Annotated in this window: 18 protein-coding genes and 2 tRNA genes; 9 read left to right on the top strand and 11 right to left on the bottom strand. The window is 42.7% G+C overall.

Annotation, left to right across the window (positions count from 1 at the left end):
- Nucleotides 1-6 precede the first annotated feature (6 nt).
- The 5 genes from ACFSJY_RS04860 to ACFSJY_RS04840 form a co-directional block, all read right to left on the bottom strand.
- Nucleotides 7-888 carry a formate dehydrogenase accessory sulfurtransferase FdhD gene (locus ACFSJY_RS04860; RefSeq protein ID WP_386031679.1) on the bottom strand — a complete coding sequence of 294 codons (882 nt, stop codon included), beginning with the start codon at nt 886-888 and terminating at the stop codon, nt 7-9.
- 34 nt (nt 889-922) lie between these two features.
- Nucleotides 923-2287 (bottom strand): formimidoylglutamate deiminase, encoded by a 1365-nt coding sequence (locus ACFSJY_RS04855; protein ID WP_386031677.1) that lies wholly within the window; start codon nt 2285-2287, stop codon nt 923-925.
- Nucleotides 2288-2289: 2 nt separating this feature from the next.
- The gene (gene hutG, locus ACFSJY_RS04850; protein WP_386031675.1) at nt 2290-3084 is read right to left on the bottom strand and encodes an N-formylglutamate deformylase; all 795 of its coding nucleotides are present in this window, start codon (nt 3082-3084) and stop codon (nt 2290-2292) included.
- A gap of 145 nt (nt 3085-3229) precedes the next feature.
- Nucleotides 3230-3694 (bottom strand): META domain-containing protein, encoded by a 465-nt coding sequence (locus ACFSJY_RS04845; protein WP_386031673.1) that lies wholly within the window; start codon nt 3692-3694, stop codon nt 3230-3232.
- An 82-nt stretch (nt 3695-3776) separates the two neighbouring features.
- On the bottom strand, nt 3777-4415 hold the full coding sequence (locus ACFSJY_RS04840) for a peroxiredoxin-like family protein (RefSeq protein ID WP_386031671.1): 639 nt from the start codon (nt 4413-4415) through the stop codon (nt 3777-3779).
- A 131-nt stretch (nt 4416-4546) separates the two neighbouring features.
- Here ACFSJY_RS04840 and ACFSJY_RS04835 point away from each other — a divergent pair, with 131 nt between their 5' ends.
- Nucleotides 4547-7843 carry an ATP-binding protein gene (locus tag ACFSJY_RS04835; protein WP_386031669.1) on the top strand — a complete coding sequence of 1099 codons (3297 nt, stop codon included), beginning with the start codon at nt 4547-4549 and terminating at the stop codon, nt 7841-7843.
- An 83-nt stretch (nt 7844-7926) separates the two neighbouring features.
- Here the strand turns inward: ACFSJY_RS04835 and ACFSJY_RS04830 are convergent, their stop codons facing one another.
- On the bottom strand, nt 7927-9813 hold the full coding sequence (locus ACFSJY_RS04830) for a methyl-accepting chemotaxis protein (protein ID WP_386031668.1): 1887 nt from the start codon (nt 9811-9813) through the stop codon (nt 7927-7929).
- Between the two features lie 334 nt (nt 9814-10147).
- On the opposite strand from ACFSJY_RS04830, the gene purU reads away from it, so the two are divergent.
- The 6 genes from purU to hemN all read left to right on the top strand — a co-directional run bounded on the left by purU (nt 10148) and on the right by hemN (nt 15362).
- The gene (purU, locus tag ACFSJY_RS04825) at nt 10148-11008 is read left to right on the top strand and encodes a formyltetrahydrofolate deformylase (RefSeq protein ID WP_386031666.1); all 861 of its coding nucleotides are present in this window, start codon (nt 10148-10150) and stop codon (nt 11006-11008) included.
- A 168-nt stretch (nt 11009-11176) separates the two neighbouring features.
- Complete coding sequence (locus ACFSJY_RS04820) at nt 11177-11707, top strand: VOC family protein (RefSeq protein WP_386032228.1); 531 nt, start codon at nt 11177-11179, stop codon at nt 11705-11707.
- A gap of 809 nt (nt 11708-12516) precedes the next feature.
- Complete coding sequence (yihI, locus tag ACFSJY_RS04815; RefSeq protein ID WP_386031664.1) at nt 12517-13077, top strand: Der GTPase-activating protein YihI; 561 nt, start codon at nt 12517-12519, stop codon at nt 13075-13077.
- Nucleotides 13078-13086: 9 nt separating this feature from the next.
- Nucleotides 13087-13566 carry a DUF2489 domain-containing protein gene (locus ACFSJY_RS04810; protein ID WP_386031662.1) on the top strand — a complete coding sequence of 160 codons (480 nt, stop codon included), beginning with the start codon at nt 13087-13089 and terminating at the stop codon, nt 13564-13566.
- Nucleotides 13567-13603: 37 nt separating this feature from the next.
- Nucleotides 13604-13915 carry a TraR/DksA family transcriptional regulator gene (locus tag ACFSJY_RS04805; protein WP_386031660.1) on the top strand — a complete coding sequence of 104 codons (312 nt, stop codon included), beginning with the start codon at nt 13604-13606 and terminating at the stop codon, nt 13913-13915.
- 76 nt (nt 13916-13991) lie between these two features.
- On the top strand, nt 13992-15362 hold the full coding sequence (gene hemN / locus ACFSJY_RS04800; protein WP_386031658.1) for an oxygen-independent coproporphyrinogen III oxidase: 1371 nt from the start codon (nt 13992-13994) through the stop codon (nt 15360-15362).
- A gap of 44 nt (nt 15363-15406) precedes the next feature.
- On the opposite strand, the gene ACFSJY_RS04795 is transcribed toward hemN, so the two are convergent.
- Entirely contained in the window at nt 15407-15955 is a 549-nt protein-coding gene (locus ACFSJY_RS04795; protein ID WP_386031656.1) for a DUF1285 domain-containing protein, read from the bottom strand.
- Nucleotides 15956-16117: 162 nt separating this feature from the next.
- Between ACFSJY_RS04795 and ACFSJY_RS04790 the strand changes: the two genes are divergently transcribed.
- A tRNA-His gene (locus ACFSJY_RS04790) sits at nt 16118-16193 on the top strand.
- Between the two features lie 159 nt (nt 16194-16352).
- Here ACFSJY_RS04790 and ACFSJY_RS04785 read toward each other — a convergent pair.
- The 4 genes from ACFSJY_RS04785 to ACFSJY_RS04770 form a co-directional block, all read right to left on the bottom strand.
- Nucleotides 16353-16429: transfer RNA gene (locus ACFSJY_RS04785), tRNA-Arg, on the bottom strand.
- A 36-nt stretch (nt 16430-16465) separates the two neighbouring features.
- Complete coding sequence (locus ACFSJY_RS04780; protein WP_386031654.1) at nt 16466-17572, bottom strand: nucleotidyltransferase domain-containing protein; 1107 nt, start codon at nt 17570-17572, stop codon at nt 16466-16468.
- Nucleotides 17572-18477 (bottom strand): HprK-related kinase A, encoded by a 906-nt coding sequence (locus ACFSJY_RS04775; protein ID WP_386031652.1) that lies wholly within the window; start codon nt 18475-18477, stop codon nt 17572-17574. Before ACFSJY_RS04775 ends, ACFSJY_RS04780 begins: the two co-directional genes overlap by 1 nt.
- A gap of 283 nt (nt 18478-18760) precedes the next feature.
- On the bottom strand, nt 18761-19438 hold the full coding sequence (locus ACFSJY_RS04770) for a hypothetical protein (RefSeq protein WP_386031650.1): 678 nt from the start codon (nt 19436-19438) through the stop codon (nt 18761-18763).
- A 260-nt stretch (nt 19439-19698) separates the two neighbouring features.
- Between ACFSJY_RS04770 and prsK the strand changes: the two genes are divergently transcribed.
- Complete coding sequence (prsK, locus tag ACFSJY_RS04765) at nt 19699-21726, top strand: XrtA/PEP-CTERM system histidine kinase PrsK (RefSeq protein ID WP_386031648.1); 2028 nt, start codon at nt 19699-19701, stop codon at nt 21724-21726.
- Nucleotides 21727-21746 lie beyond the last annotated feature (20 nt).

The raw sequence follows: 21746 nt of genomic DNA, 5'->3' as shown, positions 1-21746 counted from the left end.
ATGACCCTAGCTAGGAAGAATTAGCTGCTCATATCCATAATATACGTTAGCTTGAGTAGGCTTCACAAAGCCTATTAACGGTAGGTTGAATTGTTGAGCGGTTGCGATGGCAAGATCTGATGGTGCACCGACGGCAATGATCGCACCAATATTGGCGACAACTGCTTTTTGGACAAGCTCAAAACTGATTCGGCCACTGAGCACTAACACTGATTTTTCTGCGTTTAAGTGAAGATCTGATTCTTCACTCAGCTCACCGGCTAGTTTGTGCTGATGTAATTGGCCGATAACTTTGTCTACGGCATTGTGCCGTCCGACATCTTCGGCGATGAGTTGAATGTTGCCCTCAAATGCTAAACCAGCACCGTGCATGCCACCTGTTTGCACGAAAGCTGCTTGTGCTGACTGCAGTTTAGCCGGCAGGGTCAGTATCTCGTCCATGCTCAGCCATGGCGTATTGGATGTTCGTGCATCAAACTGCGTCGCTAGTTGTTTGAGTTGACTCTGCCCGCATACCCCGCATCCAGAATGACTCACAAAAATACGCGCTAATGCTTGCCAGTCAGGTTCGAACGACTCGACTAGTGTGATGTCGGCAACATTTTCATCAGAAAACGTGATGTGCTTAATATCATCAACACATGCGATAACTTGTTGAGTGAGCAAGAAGCCAATGACTAAGGCTTTATCATCACCTGGCGAGCGCATAACAATCGCCAGCTGTTTGGATTGCCATTGTTGTGATGCTTGCCCAAACCAGTTGAGCATCAATTGCAGCGGCTGCTCAGAGGCGACGACGTCTTTTTTCCACTTACCAAGTGACACTTTGCCGTTGTCGATAGTGACAACAGCACGAGAAGATTCGGTAATGAGTGCGTGTTTAGTCATCGAAGACCCTAGATCTCAGCCACTGGTCGCTACGTTACGCTGACAGGCTTGCTAACAGTTTACTGAAGCGTTGTTTAGTGTCCACTTCAAGCGGGTGTTTACCGTTTTCAATCACCCATTGGCCATTAACCATCACATCTTGGACGCAATTGTCATTGGTCGCAAATATTAGGCTATCAAGCCAGTGGGCAGGGCTATTCGCGTAACAAGCTAATGTGTTGTCATCTAACACAAGTAAATCAGCTTGTTTGCCAACCGCGATTTCCCCCGTATTCGTACTGGTACTTTGCGCGCCACCTTGGGCAGATTGCTGCCACAAATATTGACCAACAGATGGTGTTGCATTATCTGCCAGTAACGCACGTTGTTGCTTGTCTAAACGCTGTGCGTACTCTAACCAGCGTAACTCTTCTACCGGATCTACACTGATATGGCTATCAGAGCCAATGGCCAGCACTCCTTGCTCTCCAAAATATTCTGTCGTTGGGAAAATACCATCACCTAAATTTGCTTCGGTGGTTGGACAAATGCCAGCTACCGCACCGCTGTCAGCCATAGTTTTGCGTTCTTTTTCAGTGATGTGCGTTGCGTGTATTAGGCACCAGTGTTTATCAACATCAATGTTGTTATAAAGCCATTCTACTGGTCGCTCTCCATAATGCGCTAAGCAATCGTTCACTTCTTGTTGCTGCTCGGCAATGTGGATATGAATGGGGGCGTTTGCATCTTTACTTCGCACATGTGCAACCGCTTGTTCAATATCAGATTTGTTGGTTGCACGTAATGAATGAGGTGCGATACCTACGTTGGTGTTCTCGTATTGTTCACTTAATGAAAAACACTCGTCAATTAGCTGATTAAACTGCTCTATAGAATTAATAAAGCGGCGCTGCCCGTCATTAGGTTGTTGTTCACCAAAACCGGCATAGCGATATAACACGGGGAGCAATGTCAGACCTATGCCTGAATTTTTAGCGGCATCAAAAATTGCTTTCGCCATGGTGGACAATTCGCGGTATGGCTGACCGTTTTCTGCATGATGTAAATAGTGAAATTCAGCCACACGGGTATAGCCGCGTTTGAGCATTTCAATATATAGCTGCTGAGCGATCAGTTGCGCGTCATCATTCGTTAGCTTTGAAAGAAATTGGTACATGATTTTGCGCCAGGTCCAAAAACTGTCATTTCCTTCACTACCTTGCTCACTGAAGCCAGCAAAAGCGCGTTGGAATGCATGAGAATGACAGTTAACCATACCAGGTATCACTATCTGTTTTGAGGTATCCGCTTGTTCAATGCTGCCTGATGTAATCGCTTCAATTGCGCCATTTTCAATGGTGATAATTTGGTTTTGTGTCCAACCTGTAGGTAATAACACGTGATGTGCAAATAATTTCATTGTTATGTTTTTGCCTGTTGTGCGAACGAGATAAGTGCCTCAACCATAGCCTTTAACTTAGGCTTTACTTTTTTTGCCAATTCTTCATTGTAAGTGAGTGCTTGCTCATCCATGTATGTGATTTGTGAAAGTTCAAGCTGTAGAGCGTGAATGTTGTTCTCTGGGTCGCCATATTCACGTGTGATAAAACCACCTTTGAATCGGCCGTTGGTCGTACGTGAATAAGGCATTAAGTCTAGGTTCTCAACCGCTTGTAACATAGCTGGTGAACAACTTGCACCATCGGCTGTGCCGAAGTTGAAATCAGGTAAACGTCCTTCAAAAAAGCGAGGAACATGTGACTGAATTGAATGCGCTTCAAGTAACACTGCTACCCCAAATTTAGCTTTCATCTCTGTCAGTGTGGCCGCTAATGCTTGGTGATAGGGTTGCCAGTAAAGGGCGATTCGTCTGTCAACTTCTTCAGCATTTGGCTGTTTGCCATCTTGATATAGCGGGGCTAAGTCAAATGCTGTTGTTGGACAAAGCTCTGTACTGTTTGCGCCCGGATAAAGGTTCGTTCCGGCAGTATCGCGATTCAGGTCAATCACAAATCGGCTGTAGGTAGGTGATATGGTGTATGCTCCGAGCGCTTGAGCAAAATCATAGAGTTTGTCTTTGAACCAATCGGTGTCACGACTAGAGCGGCCATCGTCTGTCATGGTTGCAGCAATATCATCGGGGATAGCATGGCCATTGTGGGGCATACTAATAAGAAGAGGCACGTTGCCAGACGTTAGCGTAAAGCTATCTGTCATAAATCACCAAATTGTATATACAAGTTGTGTGCTAATTTATCATGCCTGTTGGTTTACTGGCAATGTGTCAGATGAATTATAGCTAAGGCAATAAAAAAGCCAGCAAAATGCTGGCTCTCTTCAAAGGTTTACACTGCTTTTGTGATCAGTCACGAATAAACTCAGCTACCGTATTGCCATCTTCATTCAATAAAAATAACTTGGCGTAATCAATTTTGTAGCTTTTTACTTCCGCCATTGTTTTTGCAAACGACGCTTCCAGCTCCATACCAGATTGACAAAACTTTCGTGTCATTGCCAATTGGCTAAATGACACGTTGTTTTCGTCCGCTGTATATGACGCAAAGTAATTATTGCACCCGGCAAAGCCATTGATTTTTTTTGTCGCTTTATCGAAAGTTAAGTAGGGCGTTTTTCCACCTGCGCCTTTGACTTCGTTACTGCCGTTTAGTGACTGCAATTTCCATTTTAAAAAAACTAGCACATCAAGTGAACTTGGCTTTGTTTCCATGGCTTTTTCTTGTGCAACCTCTTCCACTGTCCGTGTTGTTTTACAAGCGCTTATTGCAAGCGCGGTACACACCAAAACAACACTGGCGATTAATTTCATCGTATTTTGCCCCGTCGTCCATCATAGAATAACTTCATAGTAACGCTTTTTGCGCGGAAATCGATGAAGAATTCGCTTCAACTTATTTCACAAGTTTTGCAGCAAGTAACAACAAGTCTTCGTGTAAGCGTACACGGAAATTAGGGTTAACATAGCTAAATTGCACTAACGCATTTTCATCAACTACATAAATTGCAGGCACAGGCAGCACTAAGCGTGGCTCTCCTGCTGCATTCTTTTGAAGTGGATTGCCCAGTTTCATTGCAGCTAGGTAACGATCAGTCACTTTTTGTGATGTGAAGAAAGCAAGACCGAATGCCTGACTAACGTTAGAGTTGTAGTCTGACAGCAGATCGTACTCTAATGACATGTCTTTGATGCTCTTTTGCAAATCAGCTGGTGCATCAGTTGAAATACCAATGAGTTGAAAGCCCATTGCTTTAAGTTGTGGTTCGATTTGTTTTAGCTGTCCCATTTGCGTGTTACAAAATGGACACCAACCGCCGCGGTAGAAAAACAAAATAGATTTTTTACCCGTTAACGTTTCTTTTAAATCAACGTCTTTGCCATCAATGGTTTGTGCAATCACAGACGGGATGGTTTGGCCATTGAGCAGTGGCGCTACTTGTTCTTGTGTTTCAGCAATTGGCTTATTCGCTGCCATTGCGCTTGAAAAAGACAGACTAACTAGAGTGGTAAGAAGGTAAATATACTTTTTCATGGTTTTCCCATTACAGATTGTTGTGCTGGTATTGACCTGACGGATCTCAAAATAATTTCGATGTTCTAAAATTAGTTGCAATATCAGCGGTTTTATCTAGATTATATCTTTGTAATACAAGGAAAATTGTTATGGTTCGAGCGATAACGAGAAGTCTGCTAACACGCTGTCGTGTACTTTGCGTCATCTTCCTCGTATTGTCTTGTTTTAGCGCTCAAGCCTTTAGTCAAAGCTCGCTACCACCTAGACCCAATAATAAACCTGTACAACCCATCAAAATTGCTCTGCCTCATATTGATGACAGTCAAATCAGTCACACAGAGCGCTTTAAAGATCTCGTCCGCTTTTTACAGGAGTATTGGCAGATATGGGCAATAGACTACGGTTACAAAGTTGAGTTTGTTGAGATTGCATCAGAGGCGGCTCGACAAGCACTGGTCAATGGCGAAATTGATGTGGTCTCGGTTGGCATTTATAGCGAAGATATGACAGAAAAGTACCTGTTTAGTTTGCCATATGCCAAATATAAACAACGATTGTTTCGTCGTGTCGACGCTGACCCTAGCAAAGGGGTTCAAATAGGTATTCATTCTAGTCAGCCAACCACCTTAGATTTTTTAAGCAATCAGATTGAACGTGAATACTTCACTGACCTAGCGACATTGATGGCTCAATATCAGCGTTTTGATGCTCTATATTCGAGCACGCCATGGGCGCTTCAAGATTATCTTGTTGAAAATAACCTGATTAATCGCTTTTACGTGAGCAAGAGTGAGGCGCCAAGCATCTTTTTTCATGCAATGACCCGCAAAGTCGATCGGCAGTTGATGTACGACATTAATGAAGGGCTGCGCAACATCAATCAAATTCAAGCGAAACTCTGGCGTGAAAAATACCCATTCAAGACAACGAGTAATATCGAGCTGACTTTAGGCAACTACTTGCGAGATATCACAGAATCAGAAAAACAGTTTCTTTTAGACCATAATCAGTTGACCTATCCCTTGCCGGAACGGGGCTTTCCGCCTTTTTTGATCACCAAAAGTTATACCAATATAGCCGAAAGAGGCTTTGTCATTGATCTATTTAAGCGCGTAACTGAGCGAACAGGCCTTATTTTTAAGCCGCTATATATTCCAAATGAACAATTTTATTTGGAGAGTGTACGCAGTGGCAAAGCGGACCTGCTCGCTATCACTAATGAGCAGAACTTTCTCGTTGATTACGTTGATTTAACAATCCCTTTTCTTAAAGCGCGTTTCAGCTTAGTTACCCGCATAGACTCAACACTCACCAATGATATGGATGATCTTAAACAAGAAAGGTTTGCGTTGCTGCGCGAATCAACAAACTCTGTGTTATTGAAGCAACAATTACCCGGTGCAACGTTTACTTTGTATGACACTCAGGAAGAAGCACTTCGCGCGGTCGCGAATGGCGACGCCAATGTTTACATAGGTAATACACTGCTCACAGCATATGAAATTAAGCGCTTGCTGCTTGCAAATTTAACGTCTCAGCCTATGCCTGATTTCAGACCAACGAGCCACTACAGCTTCGCCATGTTGAAGGGTAAACAAGCGCAACTAACCTTGCTAAATCGTACATTGAGTAGCATCTCTGCGGATGAATATGAGCAACTATATGACCGCTGGAGTAGCGCCGCCTTTCAAGAGAAAGATGTGCAAGAACATGTCGAAGGGGCATATCGACAGGCTGGGTTTGTTATTGCCATTTTATTAGTTGTTGTCGGCTTAATTGGCTGGATTTACTACCGCCATGTACAAGCGATGAAAGCGGCTAACGCAAAAGTAGAACATGCTTTGGCTATTGCGGAAGCCGCAAGGGCTGATGCGGAAAAATCAGCGCAAGCCAAAATCACATTTTTAGCGCGTATGAGTCATGAAATACGGACGCCGATGAATGGGGTACTTGGCATGGCAGAAGAGCTGTCATATACGACATTAAGTGATAATCAGGAAGAATTGCTCGATACGTTGCAAAGCTCGGCACGAAACCTTTTATCGTTACTTAACGACATTCTCGACTTCTCTAAGATCGATGCAGGCAAGCTCGTACTTGAATCAGTGCCTGTGGATATCCGAGAGCTATCACATGTCGCTGTGGCTGGTTTTAAACATCATGAAAATGAGAAACCGATAAAGCTAGTGCTGGTTGTAGATGATGAGCTTGCCTCAACGTATATCAGCGATCCAACAAGGTTAATGCAGGTTTTTAATAACCTGTTAAGTAACGCGGTTAAGTTCACCCATCAGGGCAGCATTACGCTATCTATAGGTTTGGTGAACAAAAAGTCCAAGCAAGATAGTGAATACCACACCTTAAAAATTGCGGTGAAAGACACAGGTATAGGTATTGCGAAAGAAAACCAAACACAGCTTTTCACGCCATTTATTCAGGCCGACAGTGCGGTGAGTCGCAAATTTGGTGGGACTGGTCTTGGCCTAAGTATTTGCCAAGAGATTGTGAATGCTATGGGCAGTAAAATTACAATTAATTCTGAGGAAGGCGAAGGGAGTGAGTTTTCGTTTGCATTAACGTTTAAGCAAGCGACACAGTTGAGCACTAAGGTTGAAAGACGGCAGCAAGATCGAACCAGTTTACCTGCGCAAGACGACCGTTTTGATGGCGTTCGATTTCTTATTGCCGAAGACAACTTGGTCAACGTGAAAGTACTCACGGCTCAACTTGCACGACTGAATATCTACCCTGATGTCGCAGAGAATGGCCAACAGGCACTCGATATGCACAATGCGCAGCCATATGACATCATAATTTCTGATTGTCATATGCCTGAGCTCGATGGCTTTGAATTAGCCAAAATACTAACCAGTCGCGAGACCTCCGCTCCGCTTTGGATGATTGCTGTTACAGCCGATGCATTGTCTGGTAGTGCAGAAAAATGTCTGGCAGCAGGCTTCGATGATTATATGGCTAAACCCAGCTCACAAGAAACGGTAGCGGATAAAATGCATCATGCTTATCGTCAATTTATGCGCCGCAAAAAAGCTTCCGCTATCGCTTTGCCAGATAAAACACAATATCGTTTGTTTAATCCTAAAATTTTACTCAAAGACAATGGCCACGACCTAGTGTTGTCAACCAGTGTGGCGGCAATGTTTGTTGATGCCTGGCCACAAAATAGAAAAAGTCTCGAAGATGCCTTGGCTATGCAAGACTTAGAAAACCTTGTTGCCATAAGCCACAAAATAAAAGGTGGCGTTCACTACCTTGTGGGCTCTGCCTTAAATGCTGCAGTGGCAGAGGTAAGCGATAGCGCTTCAGATAAAGAATTAGACAATGCTAAGGAAGCAACGTTTGCGCTCGTTTCACAATTAGATGAATTGTCTAGTGAAGTGTCTACTTGGTTGAAAAACCAGGCAAGTGCATTAGCCACGGAAGAGTAATTGGCAGAGGAAAATTACCGGAGAATTGAGCTTATTAAAAAAGGCGAGCAAGCTCGCCTTTCTGGGGTACATAACCAATACATTTACACTCTGAACTTACTCACTAACGCGTTAAGATCATCAAATGCGACTTGCAAATCATCACATGCTGCTTGCGTTTGCTGTAAATTGTCGACACCTTCTTGGTTGAGGTGCATTAGCTGCATCACTTCTTCATCAATTGACTGAATGACATTCACTTGCTGCTGTGTTGCCTCTGCAACGGCATGGTTTTCAACATCAACTGCACGCAATGCTTCAATAATATGCTGCATGGTTTCGCCAGCCGCATTAGCCATTGCAACGCTGGCTTCACTCGTGCGTTTACTCTCAGTCATTGAATCGACAACAGTGGCAGAGCCGGACTGAAGATTATCAATCATTTGCTCAATTTCTTCTGTAGCGTCTTGCGTACGTTGTGCTAATTGACGAACTTCATCGGCAACAACAGCGAAGCCTCGGCCCGCTTCACCTGCGCGTGCTGCCTCAATAGCAGCATTTAGTGCAAGTAGATTAGTTTGTGCACTGACGCCTTTTATTACGTCAAGTATGTTGCCAATATTTTGTGTTTCTTCACTTAACTTGGCTATTTCAACACTAGATTCTTCCATCACGTGCGACAGTTTTTCCATCGATGACAAGTTACTTTTTAACGTACCTACGCCTTCGCTCGATTCTGTTTGCATGTTGCTGGTCAATTCTGATGCTGAACTCGCATTAGAGGAAATTTCTTGTGCCGAGCTATTCAGTTCCGTAACCGCTGTTGAAACGTTGGTACCGCGGCTTAGCTGCTCTTCAACCATGGAAATACCCGATGCCGCACTCTGGCGAACCTGGGTAATTTGGCATCTTAAGGTTTCAGCAACCTTGAGCACTTGCGACATTGATTGGTGTATGGTGTCGATAAAACCATTGAAATGCTCAGATAACTCACCAATTTCATCATGGCTACTGACCTGTAAACGTTTGGTTAAATCGCCTTCACCTTCTGAAATATCTTTAATGGCCTCTGACAGTTGATTTACCGGTTGCAGTAAACGTGTTAGCACTAAGTTCAAGAGAATCATGGTGACGATAACGCTAATACCACCAAATATAATTGATTGATTTCGTGCCGATGCTAATGGCGCATATGCTTTGTCTTGGTCAAGCACTACGCCGACGTACCAGCTGACCGACTCTATGCCTTTAACTGGAATAAAAGAGATAATTTGGTTGCTATCATCAACATCAGTGAGTTGGTTGTTAAAAGCCGGTTTAAAACCCAATAAGTCGGTAATGTTCTTATCGATATATTTAGCATCTGGGTGACTTAATATCTTGCCTTTGTCTGTAACGAGATAAGCGTAGCCTAGGCCCAAAAATTCGATGTCATTAATTATGCGTGCAATTTCATCGAGTAAAATGTCACCACCTGCAACACCGATAAATTGACCTTGTTTCTCGATAGGCGCGACAGCAGATATCAGCAATTGGTTAATGGTCACATCGATATAGGGTTCTGTAAATGAACTGGCACGTTCCTGTTTTACTTGTGTGTACCAAGGACGTTGGCGAGCATCGAAATCAGCGGGTAACTGAACGGTCGGATCATCAAGAATAAATTCGCCTGTGCTCTCTACACCTACGTAGGCATTTTTAAAATCACCTGATATATCCGCTTGTACAACGATATCGCTGATACGTGCAGAGCTACTATCTGCGTCGGTTGCTTGCGCAATAGCATTGACGATGGCTAATTTTCCATTAAGCCAGTTGGCGATATTCCCCGACACAGATGAGGTAATTTCTGATATCCCTTGTGCCAGGTTGTCTTGAATTTGTGTTTTTACGGCGCTGTAGTTTCTGATGGTTAAAACGGTCAACGCAAACACTAATAAAATTGCTGCTACTAAATTGATTTTGTGAGCAAATTTTAGTTTTGCAAACATCGTGTTCTCTTTTACTGCTGATTCGATGAAGTGAACTTGTTATATCACGTTATGGCAAAAATGCCCAAGTTAGAGCACTTTAATCTATGTGAATAATCAGACAAACGAAATAAATTCATTTATTTCATCAATTTATTTTTGTCGCTGGTTTACCAGCCGGACAAGATTAGATTTTGTCTACAGCACTTTTCGTTGTTTATTGTTCGGAATAATCTTTATCTGTTTATAAAACTAGTGGAAGTATTCAGCGTTTATAGGGGCTGTAGGCTTGTGTAGGGCTAGTAATTGTCTGCTAATTCACTCAGTATAGAGTTTTTACTCTCGGAAAATAAACATGCAGTCTTTTAATCACTATGTACTCACTTGGCAGTGTCCTGACTCGTCTGGTGTTTTGGCCAAAATCACACAAAACCTATATGAGCATGGTGCCTTTATTACTGAGACTGCACAGTATAGTGACCCTTATACCGATACGTTCTTTTCGCGCATAGCTTTTGACGATAGAGCGATGACAGTGCCTATCGAAGAGTTTAAAGAAGGCATCGAAACGTTAGCGAAACCACTAGATATCGATTATCAACTGCGTAGTCGCGACTTATTGCCCAAAATTGTAATCGCTGTTTCTAAAGATGATCACTGCTTAGTGTCGTTGCTAACCAAATGGAAAGCAGGTGCACTACCAGTGGATATCGTTGCTGTAGTATCAAATCATGAGGATTGTCGGGCGCTTGCAGAGTGGCATGGGATAAAGTTCCATTACCTACCTATTTCAAAAGACACCAAATCTCAGCAAGAATCACAAATGCTGGCCATTTTTAATGATTATCAAGCCGATTTGCTAGTACTGGCGCGTTACATGCAAATATTGTCAGATGACTTGTGTGGTAAGCTTAAAGGCAGAGCCATTAATATTCATCATTCTTTCTTACCAAGCTTTAAAGGTGCGAGGCCTTACCACCAAGCGCATGCTCGAGGTGTTAAAGTCATTGGTGCTACAGCCCATTATGTCACCGCAGATCTCGATGAAGGGCCAATTATTGTGCAAGAAGTTAAACCTATCAATCACACATTCACCATAGAGCAGATGGTGCACATGGGACATGACTTGGAGGCAACGGCCCTATCTCATGCGGTAAAAATGCACGCTGAACAACGTATTTGTTTAAATGGTGATAAAACCGTTATTTTGGTGTGATTGGTACTGAGTTGAGCCAAAACAAGTTGAGATTTACTTGTATGTAATTGTTTACAGGTGTAGTCAATCACTTACGTTTACGTGCGTAATAATTTAGCGGCTAGTTTTAGTAGCTAGATCCGGTTTGTGATAAAACTAGCCCCAACATTACCGATTGAGCAAGTAACAATGATAAACATCAAGCGTTTCCACCACGTTGCTTACCGTTGTAAGGACGCGAAGCAAACTGTTGACTGGTACAAAGATATGTTGAACATGGAGTTGACGGTTGCGATAGCCGAAGATGAAGTGCCTTCAACAAAGGAACCAGACCCCTACATGCACATCTTTTTAGATGCGGGTATGGGTAATGTATTGGCGTTTTTTGAAATACCTAACTCACCTGACATGGGGCGAGATGAAAACACACCAGTGTGGGTGCAACACATTGCGCTAGAGGTCGAAAATTTCGACGCATTAGTTGCAGCTAAAGAAACGCTTCAGTCTAAAGGTGTTGAGGTACTAGGTCCGGTGAACCATGGCGTATTCAAATCAATATATTTCTTCGATCCTAATGGTCATCGTCTAGAGTTGGCTGCCAATACGGGCACTGAAGAACAATATAAAGAATTAAAGCGTGTAGCACCTGATATGGTAGAAGAGTGGAGCCAAACGAAAAAGGCACCGCGTCATGCTGCCTGGTTACACGAGCAAGACTAATTTGAATATGTCTAGGCAGTAGTTCACCACTTCTGCCTCTTTACTCTCTCCATTACCTCTCCATTACTTTTTAACCTTTTTTATTTGTATTCCGCCAACTGTCGAAAATTTCTATTATTTTTGTATAAAAACCTGACATTATGAATGTTTATTCATCATAACGAATGATTTCGTACAAAAAACAGTCGATGCATTTGTGAGATATCGGATTTTATGTTTGTAAGACATTTGCCATAAAAGTGGGTTTATTTTGCGCTTATTTTATTTGGTTACATTTAATTACATTTGAAATACAGCGACTTAGCCATTTAACCGAAAAGATATAAAAAAAATATAGCAATATCCCCTTGTCGTTAAGGACAAGATAGGTAGAGTAGTTGCCAGCTATTCATTTAGCGATAAAAACAAGGACGCTAGTAAAGCTAGCCTTGCACAGGAAGCAAGTCGTCAATCACGAAAGTATTGACCCTTTAAAGACACGGATGGTTCAATCAAATTATCAGGATGATAAGTTTATACGGTCCAGGAGGGCTCGTAGGGACAGCTAAGAAAGTGTTAGGAAGACCGAGAAAAAGAAAATTAAGTACGGAAACATTAGAAATACAAGAGGAACGTGTCAGATTTACAGGGACTGTGCTAATTAGGTAGGATACCTATTAAGAATCGGAACTATTAGTTGCTGGCGTGAGCCACAATGACTATCCCAAAGCGGTGCTACGGCATCGCTTTTTTCTTTTCAGCTATTTTTGGCAACTAGACGTAAATTTACGTAAAATAGCCTACATTCAACTTTACTGCCCCAACAGACTATGACTCGTAAGAAAAAATCACGTAAGCCAGGCCGAGGTTCCATTGGCCTTATCAAAGCGGATAACACCCTTAAGGAAACGGCTAAAGACAAAAAGCCAAGAAAGAAAACCGGTAAACCTGCCGGCTCTCGTCAAACCGAGGCAGTAAAGAAAAAGCGTGTTGTCCAAAGTGGCGGAGGCACAAAGGACGAACGTATCGGTAGTAAAACGCCTATTGTACTCGTCAAAAGTGACCAAAAGCCTGCATCACATGCTCCAACCAAAGTTAAAAAACCATCAGCGATTCCTGGTGTTCGGGTTATTGACCGTGGGCCAAGTATTGCTGAGCAGATTGAGCAAATAGAACAAGATGAACGTTTGTTAACGATCTTGGCGAAACAAGAAGAGGGTGAACTTTTGTCTAGTGAAGAAGTTGATTATTACAACGACTTAATGGACAAGCATGAACAACTCTCTGAACAATTAGAAGACACGACACGTACTCCTGATGTCGAAGAACCGATGGATGAAGATGCGCTATGGGATAAGTTAGACGGCAGCGATTTGTCCGATTACGAGTAGTATGTACTTATGTGGATTATGTTGATAGCGCTTGGCGCCTTGGTCATTTTTGGACTCGCTGTATACGCGGGAAAACTGTTGATGCAATTAAAGCAACAGCGCTTGCGTCAAGAACAGGCAGAAAAAGAGCATGCAAAAAACTTGGCAAAGCACGATGCCAAAGTCTACGACAGTGTAATTATCATTGTGAGAGCAATGAAAGAGAAACAGTGTGAGCTAGGTGAGGGGTCTTGGCGACTATCGGTGTTATTAGAGTCACTTAAACTGCCGTCTGAGGCTAAATCTGAGTTTCCTGCTATATTTGATCTATACGATGCAATTAAACACCACGCGATTTTGGATGCGCGTAAACAACTACCAAAACAGCAGCGAATGAAACAGGATGTTGAACGTATGAGTGCCGAAGCTAAGTTTACTGAGCAGATTTCAGCTGAGCTTGACCGCCTCTACGATCACGCTGTCGCCCAAAAGTCAGCACTAAGCGGATAACCCTATTCGGTGGTTCGCTTTGTCCTAGGAGCGAACCATGCATGAACAATTAAAGCAGCAATTTACAGAGCGTATCGTTGCGCTTCAGCAACGTATTGACAGTATTCATCAGGATTTTGCAGATGGCCGTCATGCCGATTGGTCAGAGCAAGCTGGTGAACGCGAAAACGACGAAGTGCTCAATGCCCTAGAATCTGAAGCGAAAGTCGAAATACAACAACTATCCAATGCGATCATGCGTATTAATAATGGTTATTACGGCTACTGCCAAACGTGCGGCGAAGAAATTGCTGAAAGGCGTTTGGAGGTGCAGCCTGCCGCCATCAAATGTATTAAATGCGCAGATTAGAGCGAAAGCTTGCTTGAGATCAATATCCCCATCTCGCAATTTGCATAGAATATGCGCTTCATCATAGGGAGCCCATATGCAAGTTGCGCAATTTTTCGACCCAACCTTACTCGCTAAATACAATACCAGCGGACCACGATATACTTCTTACCCGACAGCGTTAGAGTTTAACAGTGACTTTTCTGTTGCGGACTTTGAGCATGCTATTGAGTCTTCTGCGAACCGCGCATTATCCTTGTATATCCATATTCCGTTTTGTCACAGCCTCTGTTACTACTGTGGTTGCAATAAAATCGTAACGCGTCATCGACACAAAGCTGATGACTATCTTGTCTACTTGGCTAAAGAAATTTCAAAAAAGGCCCCGTTGTTCAGTGATTACAAGGTCAGTCAGTTGCACCTTGGTGGTGGCACCCCTAGCTTTTTGACCTCAATGCAGCTGGGTCAGTTGGTCAATTTACTTAAACAGTCGTTTCATTTTGCTGATGATGTTGAGATGGGCATCGAAATGGACCCGCGAGAGATAGCGATAGACTATGCTAATGACTTGGCTACTCTTGGTTTTAACCGCATGAGTATCGGTGTACAGGATGTCGACGAGCGCGTTCAAGAAGCCATTAACCGCAGGCAGTCTACTGAGTTCATCAGCGACTTAGTTGCTCGTGCGAAACATGTTGGCTTCAAATCGGTGAATGTTGATTTAATTTATGGCCTGCCGTTCCAAACGGCGGAAACCTTCGGCAATACGCTAAAGAGTGTCAAGGCGATGGATGTCGATCGCATTTCGCTATTTTCTTATGCGCATTTGCCTGCACGATTTGCGGCACAAAGAAAACTAAAGGACGAGTGGCTACCTTCAGTTGATGAAAAGCTCGCGCTCATGCGTCAAGCGGTAGAATACTTAACGAACCATGGTTACGACTTTATTGGAATGGACCACTTTGCAAAAGTTGATGATGAGCTGGCAATAGCGCAACGCGCAGGAAAGCTGCATCGCAACTTTCAAGGTTATACCACTAATGGTCATTGTGACTTGCTCGGTCTCGGGGTTTCTTCTATCAGTGCGGTAGGTAATTGTTACAGTCAAAATCAAAAGGAATTGAACGCCTATTATCAAGGTATTGATGCGTGTGGCTCTGCCGTTGAGAAAGGACTGACAATGAGCCCTGATGACGCAGTGCGACATGACGTAATTAAAGCATTGATGTGCAATATGCGCGTTGACAAAGCAGATATCGAAAGCAAGCACCAAATTAACTTTGACGAGTACTTTTCTGAGGAACTGTCCGACTTAGCAACATTCATAGCGGACGGGCTAGTCATTTTGCGTGACGCAGAAGTGGTGGTGACGGCTAAAGCGCGTTTGCTCATTCGCAATATTTGCATGACATTCGATACGTACATGAAAAAGCACATTAACAAGCAACGTTTTTCTAGGGTCATTTAACTAACCTGGATATGCAGCTCTACAGTTAGCTATGAATTATCGCGTTAGCAATAACCGATAACAATCGAGTTACCTGCGCTCTCAAAGTACACCTCTGTCCCTTGCTCTGCAGTATCACGCTGAAGTGCTTGTTCTATCCACTGGTAATAGACATTTCGGTGTACTTTAGCGCGTAAGTTGCGTCTGACGGTAACATAAAGAGTGCCATCTTCAGAGATGCTCAGCGGGTGTTCTTCTGACAAGGGAAATTCGTCACCTAAATTGGTTGCGAGTATCATAGTCGAGTGCGCTTTGTCGTCCTGCCATTGCCATCGAGTAATGATGAAGGGCACATCCTCTACTTGAATTTTGACTTTCTCTACTGGCGTGACCAGAAAATACTCTTCACTATCTTTTCGCAGAACAGACGCAAAAAGTTTCACTAGTGACAACCGCTTAAAGGGCGTACCCATATAAAACCAATCACCATTTTGCTTAATGACTAAATCAATTTCACCACAGTATTCGGGCGCCCATTTATCAACAGGCGGCATACCTTTTTCTTCGCCCGTTAAATGATTGTCGAGCTGTGCAAATAGATTATCTAAAGCCATTAATTTTCAATTCAGAGGAGTTCTCATTTTATTTTATGGCCGATCGCGTGAAAAGTCGAAAATCTCGCTTGTCAAAAATAAATAAACGATATAGAATCCGCGCACTAATTCGCTGTCACGCCCGCTTGGGTCTATGATTGACGGATAAAGTACTTCTTAGTGGTGGCATTAGCTCAGTTGGTAGAGCCCTGGATTGTGATTCCAGTTGTCGTGGGTTCAAGTCCCATATGCCACCCCACTCTTTCTCGTGTCGCTTAACCCCTTTAAAAATAAAGACCTTTTTTCCATTCGGAGACCCTTGGACCGTTATGGTGTCCGAAGTATTTCAATTCAAGAAAACGAAAAACTATTTCGAAATGATGCAGATGCTAATTTTGCTAACGAGGTACTTTGAGGGTGGCGCACCCAGCAGGAGTCGAACCTGCGGCCTCTGCCTCCGGAGGGCAGCGCTCTATCCAGCTGAGCTATGGGTGCAGCGCGGGCAATAGTATAAGCTATCTATGTGGTTGTCTAGAGCTCTGCTTCTGTTTTTTGGCTTTCTCTTTCTTCCAGTTTATCGGTCACACTGCGAATCGATTTTTTTATCAAATGAGGAATGAGAAGTCGAAGGGGCATTCTCAGTAAATGGGCTCTAAGATACAAGGTCATTGAAGCAATGTAGTATTGCTTAGTTCGACAGCTAGAATGGAAGGGTTGTAGTACCTGACAATAACAACGGTCGAGAATACTCAACCTCACCTTGGTGGGTTTGAATGCCTCAACGGTTTCAAGCATCGTTTTAGAGAAGCCAATGTTAAACAGTTTATGACTGTATCGTATAGCTAAATACAAAGGTAATATCAGGTTGGTCTGTTCAGCCAAACGAATAACGTTTTTGAGTGAATCATGGTTTTTTAGGTATTGCTCAAAGAGACTGGCTATGTCTGATAAGTCTCGAAAACCCTTCTCAAATTCCCCTTCATGAAATAGGTGTGTTGCGCAATGCAATATCAGCGCTTCTTCACTTAACGTGTTGATGTGAGAAAAATGCTCGAATTGCGACTGTCCTTCCAGTAAAGGAGGTAAATTCACTTCTGTCTTACCTGAAACGGGCAGAATATTGTGGTGAATATCTAACACCGTCTTGCGCTTTATGTGTTGAAGCGGTTCTATTTCATGCATCCATTGGCGATAGTAGCGTTTATCGTAATCATCTTCTTTCGCTGCTATATAGCCGCTAAACCACAGCTCTTTTTCAACGGTCTCTATGTGAGACCGAGGAAAAAGTAAATCGATGTCAGAAAATACTCGCCCTTTACTCACTGGTAGGTTCAACTCTGAGTAGGCTGCTCCTTTAAGTAAGGTAGCTGTCACGGAAATTCTTGAAAAAGTACCGTTTAGACGCATTAATTCATGGTGAGTATCGAGCTTTTGTTTGTCCGCTACGATGATGGCATTTGCCATGTGTCGCCATACGCGTTCAGGAATATTGCCATTTTTGTATTGTGAATGCAGCTTGTGTCCGAGGCTAGCGAGCACGTAACTTGAACGAGCTTGGCCAACAAGTAACTGCCATTGTTTATTGGTTAAATTGCCAGCGACATCAGGCGCCCGCCATACTTGGAGTAAAAGGTTCATTAGTCTGAATTTACCTTGGCATTGATAAATGCAATGGCGTCATCCAAGTTGTCATATTCTATGGTGTAACCATCGACGTTAGAAATAAATGCCGACATGGCGTCAAATCCCTCGCTCCCTAAATGATTGTAATTGAAAGAATCTTCTACACATTTCAAGAAGCACTCAGCCTTGGAAAGTTCACTCTGGCTAAAGGGAGCACCGCTTTTATATTTGGGAAACACGACAAACCGAGGTTGGCAGAGTTTGCCAATATTGACGTCGGTAGGAAAGTGCGCGACATAGCCCTTGTTTTCAGTTCTTACATTGCTAGCAGGTGATAGAGACGGGTAACGTTCAGTGATGACGTCAATTGATTTATTTTTTAAGCTAATAGGTCGACAAACGGGATCTATAAGACCTGTTTCGCGATCAAAAAGCGCGAGTTCATCAGAAAGCACTTGATAACCTTCAGCCATCAGTGCGGCGCAAAGTGTACTTTTTCCAGAGCCTGGCGCGCCAGGAAGAATAACGATAGCGTCATTCTTTTTTAATACCGCGGAGTGAATGATTAAATATTGATGGGCATGAGCGCCAATACACCAGTTCATGCTCCATTCTAAAAGGGGGAATGCTTCTCTTAAACTTAATGGTTTAAAGGGGCATTGGTCATCGAAGAAAAACTCTATTTGGGGCTTGAACCAACGACGTATACCTGTGCTCTTTTTAAGATATATATTAAAGTCAACAAAGTCGTCTTTAGAGAGCAGCTTATGATTGCCATACAATACCCTAAAAGGTTTAACGATGGCTGTATGGTTTGACGATAACAGAAAATTAAAGGGACCTATTTTGATGGGTAGCCCCTGACTCGTTAATAACTCAGTAAGCTCAGATTCCGGCAATTCCTTTACATATTGGAGCATTTAATTAAATTACTTGATGCTAACGCGTCTAAATAAGGTTTGATGTCATTTAAAGAAATATTTTCTCCATCGCACTGTTTATTTAATGAAGCCAGTATCGATTCCGGAGAGTTTATATTTTGAGACAATAGCTCGATGATTTCAAAAGAAATTTCATCTAGTGCTATTGTCTCATTTGTCGTCAGTTGGTAAATGACAATCGAATCGTCAAATACCACTGATTTGTATGGGCTGGACAGGTAGTAATGACAACTCACAACGTAAACGAACTGCTCTGTTGACGTTACGAGAAAAACTCAATTTGCGCCTTAACTTCGTCGCTATCGACAGTGAAGCTTGGCGGAAGGTTTTTGTATATCTGACCGTTTGTATGTGATGTAAAGATTGAATCGAATATTTCGATAATATCATTCGCTCGAGTCGAGCCCGGTTGTCGTGCTACAATCTGGAACGCATCAATAACTTGTTGTGCTGTATAAGGAACGTCTGCTGACATCATAGGGTGTCTTGCAGATAAATACGCTGCAACAACATGTCTATCGAAGCTATTGGACGCTCCGCCGAGTTCCATAACGTGTCCAAGAGAATCATTTACGCCAGCGCCAGGTGTCGCACCAAAGATGTTTGAAAACGAATATGAAGGCCACGCACCAGCCTCTCTCCAGTTATATAAAACTTTAAGACCTAACTGATGATGAGCACTGTTACTAGACGTAACTTTCCACCATTTGCTCCAAAAGCCAGGAGAACGGCCTGTCGGCCCATCACAGCTGTATTGCGTGCCATGATTTGACATGTTGCCAGACAACGAACCAGAAAGCGCACAAATACCTGCACCCCAAACTGGTTTGCTTGCAATCGACGAAATGATTGGAGCACCTAATGCTGCGCCTTTTAGAAACTTTCGTCTTAATTCTGTGTTATCTTTTTCTAATCTCGAATTAGGTTCGTGATTTGACATCTTTTAAATCCTTTCGGTGTTACGTTCGACCTACTGTCGATAACCTTTACACTAGTCGGTGTAAATGCGTACAATTGATAGTGTGTAAGCAAGAATCAAGCCCATAATTTTTTATCAAAGAAAACAACAAATTCTTAGGGCTGCTTATTTTTTTTACGTATCCGTGTAAATATATAAAACGATAAATATGAAACTATGATAACAAAAGTGCGCATTGGCTGCATTTTTTTCATCAATCTTTACGAAAAAGAAGGCACTAAATGGAAGTAATTGGTATTGCTGGGTTTGGATTAGCAAGTGTTGCGTATCTAGTATTTTCACTGCTGCTTTTAGTCATACGACAGAAGTCTTTTATTGCTAAACAGATTGTGTTTATTTCTGTCATGGTGCTTGCTACGTCGATAATGTCGCTCGTACAGATTCAGTTATCCCTGTCGCTTAAATATGTGCTTTTACTCGAAAACGTGAAGTTATCGCTTTACTTGCTGCTATTGGTTTTTTTGCGCCATGGCGTGAATTCACTGTCTCAGGCATTTAGAAGTAAAGATGTGCGCTTGGCTATATTCTACATGGCGATTGCGTCAACAGCCTGCTGGAGTTTTTCTCTGGTATCCGAAGATGGACATCATTTCTTATTCTTACTCTTTTTAGTGCTCAACCTCGGCATCATGGTTTACCTAGAGCAAATATACCGAAATGCAGATGCTAAAATGAAGTGGGCTTTGTGGCCACTTGTTATCGCGCTCGGTACCTTAAGCACATTTGATTTCATTATATTTGCTCAAGCGACAATGCTGGATCAATTGGACTTCTCTTTCTGGTATGCACGAGGATTTATAATTGCGTTAGGAATGCCTTTTATTCTTATCAGTGCGCGCAGAATTAAGAATTGGGAAGTTGAAGTTTTTGTCTCCCGCGAGGTTGTTTTTTACAGCACTATGCTGATGATTGCAGGCGTTTATTTGCTAGTTCTCGCGTCGGCTGGTTATTTATTGCGTCTAATCGGCGGGCAATGGGGTGACGTACTTAGTATTGTTTTCGCTTTGCTGGGTTTATCCGTACTCGCTACCCTTCTGCTCACAGAGCGCTTGAGACGCGAAGTTAAAGTATTTATTACTAAGCATTTTTATGCCAATAAATATGACTATAGAATAGAGTGGCTGAAGTCTATTGAGCAGTTGGCCCAGAGCGAAAATAAAGATTTTTATGCTAACGCACTGGATATCATTTGCTCATCAATGCATTTCAAAAAAGGGGCGTTAATTCGAGCCGAAAAAGGAAACCGTTTTAAAGTTGTTCATGATAATCAGCTCGGTATTTTAGAGCTTCCATCTGAAGAGATGCAAATTCTCTCAGAATTTTGCTTAACGCACAGTTGGATAATCGATGTCAAAGAATATGTCTACGTAGAGGATGTGTACAAAGGACTCAACTTAGATCTCGAGTTTTACCGTTTATATAATATTGATGTTATCGTACCTGTTATAAATGCTGACAAGCTCTATGGACTGTTCCTTTTGTCAAGAGGGGAAGCGTCGAGCACGTATTTGAATTGGGAAGATAGGGATCTTCTTTTTGCTGTTACCAAACAGCTGAGTAATTATTTATCTCTTAACGAGGCAAGGATAGAGTTATCCGAATCAAAACAATTTGAAGCCTTTCATAGAATGTCTGCGTTTTTGGTGCACGATCTTAAAAATGTTCAAGCACAGTTGTCTCTCATTAGCAGTAATGCTGAAAAACATAAAAATAACCCTGCATTTATCGAAGATGTATTTGAAACGGTTGAATCGGCGACAGAGCGGCTAGAAAAAGTGCTCAATCAACTGAGAAATAAGCAGCTTCCAGAGCGTCACTCGAAGGCAACTACGGTTGAATCTGCAATACACAAGGTTGTAGAGCAGCGCAATTTAAATAAACCTAGTGTTGACGCTGAAATTGATGGACAATTGGATGTAACGATAAGCGATGAGTTGGTCTCGGTGTTAAACCATCTCGTCCAAAATGCACAGGAAGCGACGCCAGCTGATGGCTGGGTATCCGTTAAAGCATCTTTAGCTGAAAGTGATGTACTCGTAGCGGTCATCGATAATGGTTCCGGGATGAATGAGGCTTTTATAAAAAACCGCTTGTTTAAACCGTTTGATACCACTAAAGGTAATGCAGGTATGGGTATTGGCGCCTATGAAGCCAAACAATTTGTCGAAAGCCTGGGCGGTAGCATCAGCGTTACGAGCATTGAAGGTGAAGGCAGTATATTTACGCTGCGAATCCCAAGTAAACAATAAAAAATAAAAGGTATATAAAG

The organism is Thalassotalea euphylliae (assembly GCF_042682785.1).
GTDB classification, from domain to species: Bacteria; Pseudomonadota; Gammaproteobacteria; order Enterobacterales; family Alteromonadaceae; genus Thalassotalea_F; species Thalassotalea_F euphylliae.
This window is presented reverse-complemented; position numbering and strand designations above follow the sequence as displayed.

What these genes read in the sequence shown, in the direction of transcription:
- hemN (WP_386031658.1), top strand. Translation starts at nt 13,992, where the DNA reads ATGCAAGTTGCGCAATTTTTCGACCCAACCTTACTCGCTAAATACAAT.
- ACFSJY_RS04795 (WP_386031656.1), bottom strand. Translation starts at nt 15,955, where the DNA reads ATGGCTTTAGATAATCTATTTGCACAGCTCGACAATCATTTAACGGGC.
- ACFSJY_RS04780 (WP_386031654.1), bottom strand. Translation starts at nt 17,572, where the DNA reads ATGAACCTTTTACTCCAAGTATGGCGGGCGCCTGATGTCGCTGGCAAT.
- ACFSJY_RS04775 (WP_386031652.1), bottom strand. Translation starts at nt 18,477, where the DNA reads ATGCTCCAATATGTAAAGGAATTGCCGGAATCTGAGCTTACTGAGTTA.
- ACFSJY_RS04830 (WP_386031668.1), bottom strand. Translation starts at nt 9,813, where the DNA reads ATGTTTGCAAAACTAAAATTTGCTCACAAAATCAATTTAGTAGCAGCA.
- ACFSJY_RS04860 (WP_386031679.1), bottom strand. Translation starts at nt 888, where the DNA reads ATGACTAAACACGCACTCATTACCGAATCTTCTCGTGCTGTTGTCACT.
- ACFSJY_RS04845 (WP_386031673.1), bottom strand. Translation starts at nt 3,694, where the DNA reads ATGAAATTAATCGCCAGTGTTGTTTTGGTGTGTACCGCGCTTGCAATA.
- ACFSJY_RS04805 (WP_386031660.1), top strand. Translation starts at nt 13,604, where the DNA reads ATGCATGAACAATTAAAGCAGCAATTTACAGAGCGTATCGTTGCGCTT.
- ACFSJY_RS04770 (WP_386031650.1), bottom strand. Translation starts at nt 19,438, where the DNA reads ATGTCAAATCACGAACCTAATTCGAGATTAGAAAAAGATAACACAGAA.
- hutG (WP_386031675.1), bottom strand. Translation starts at nt 3,084, where the DNA reads ATGACAGATAGCTTTACGCTAACGTCTGGCAACGTGCCTCTTCTTATT.
- purU (WP_386031666.1), top strand. Translation starts at nt 10,148, where the DNA reads ATGCAGTCTTTTAATCACTATGTACTCACTTGGCAGTGTCCTGACTCG.
- ACFSJY_RS04810 (WP_386031662.1), top strand. Translation starts at nt 13,087, where the DNA reads ATGTGGATTATGTTGATAGCGCTTGGCGCCTTGGTCATTTTTGGACTC.
- ACFSJY_RS04835 (WP_386031669.1), top strand. Translation starts at nt 4,547, where the DNA reads ATGGTTCGAGCGATAACGAGAAGTCTGCTAACACGCTGTCGTGTACTT.
- ACFSJY_RS04820 (WP_386032228.1), top strand. Translation starts at nt 11,177, where the DNA reads ATGATAAACATCAAGCGTTTCCACCACGTTGCTTACCGTTGTAAGGAC.
- ACFSJY_RS04840 (WP_386031671.1), bottom strand. Translation starts at nt 4,415, where the DNA reads ATGAAAAAGTATATTTACCTTCTTACCACTCTAGTTAGTCTGTCTTTT.
- ACFSJY_RS04855 (WP_386031677.1), bottom strand. Translation starts at nt 2,287, where the DNA reads ATGAAATTATTTGCACATCACGTGTTATTACCTACAGGTTGGACACAA.
- yihI (WP_386031664.1), top strand. Translation starts at nt 12,517, where the DNA reads ATGACTCGTAAGAAAAAATCACGTAAGCCAGGCCGAGGTTCCATTGGC.
- prsK (WP_386031648.1), top strand. Translation starts at nt 19,699, where the DNA reads ATGGAAGTAATTGGTATTGCTGGGTTTGGATTAGCAAGTGTTGCGTAT.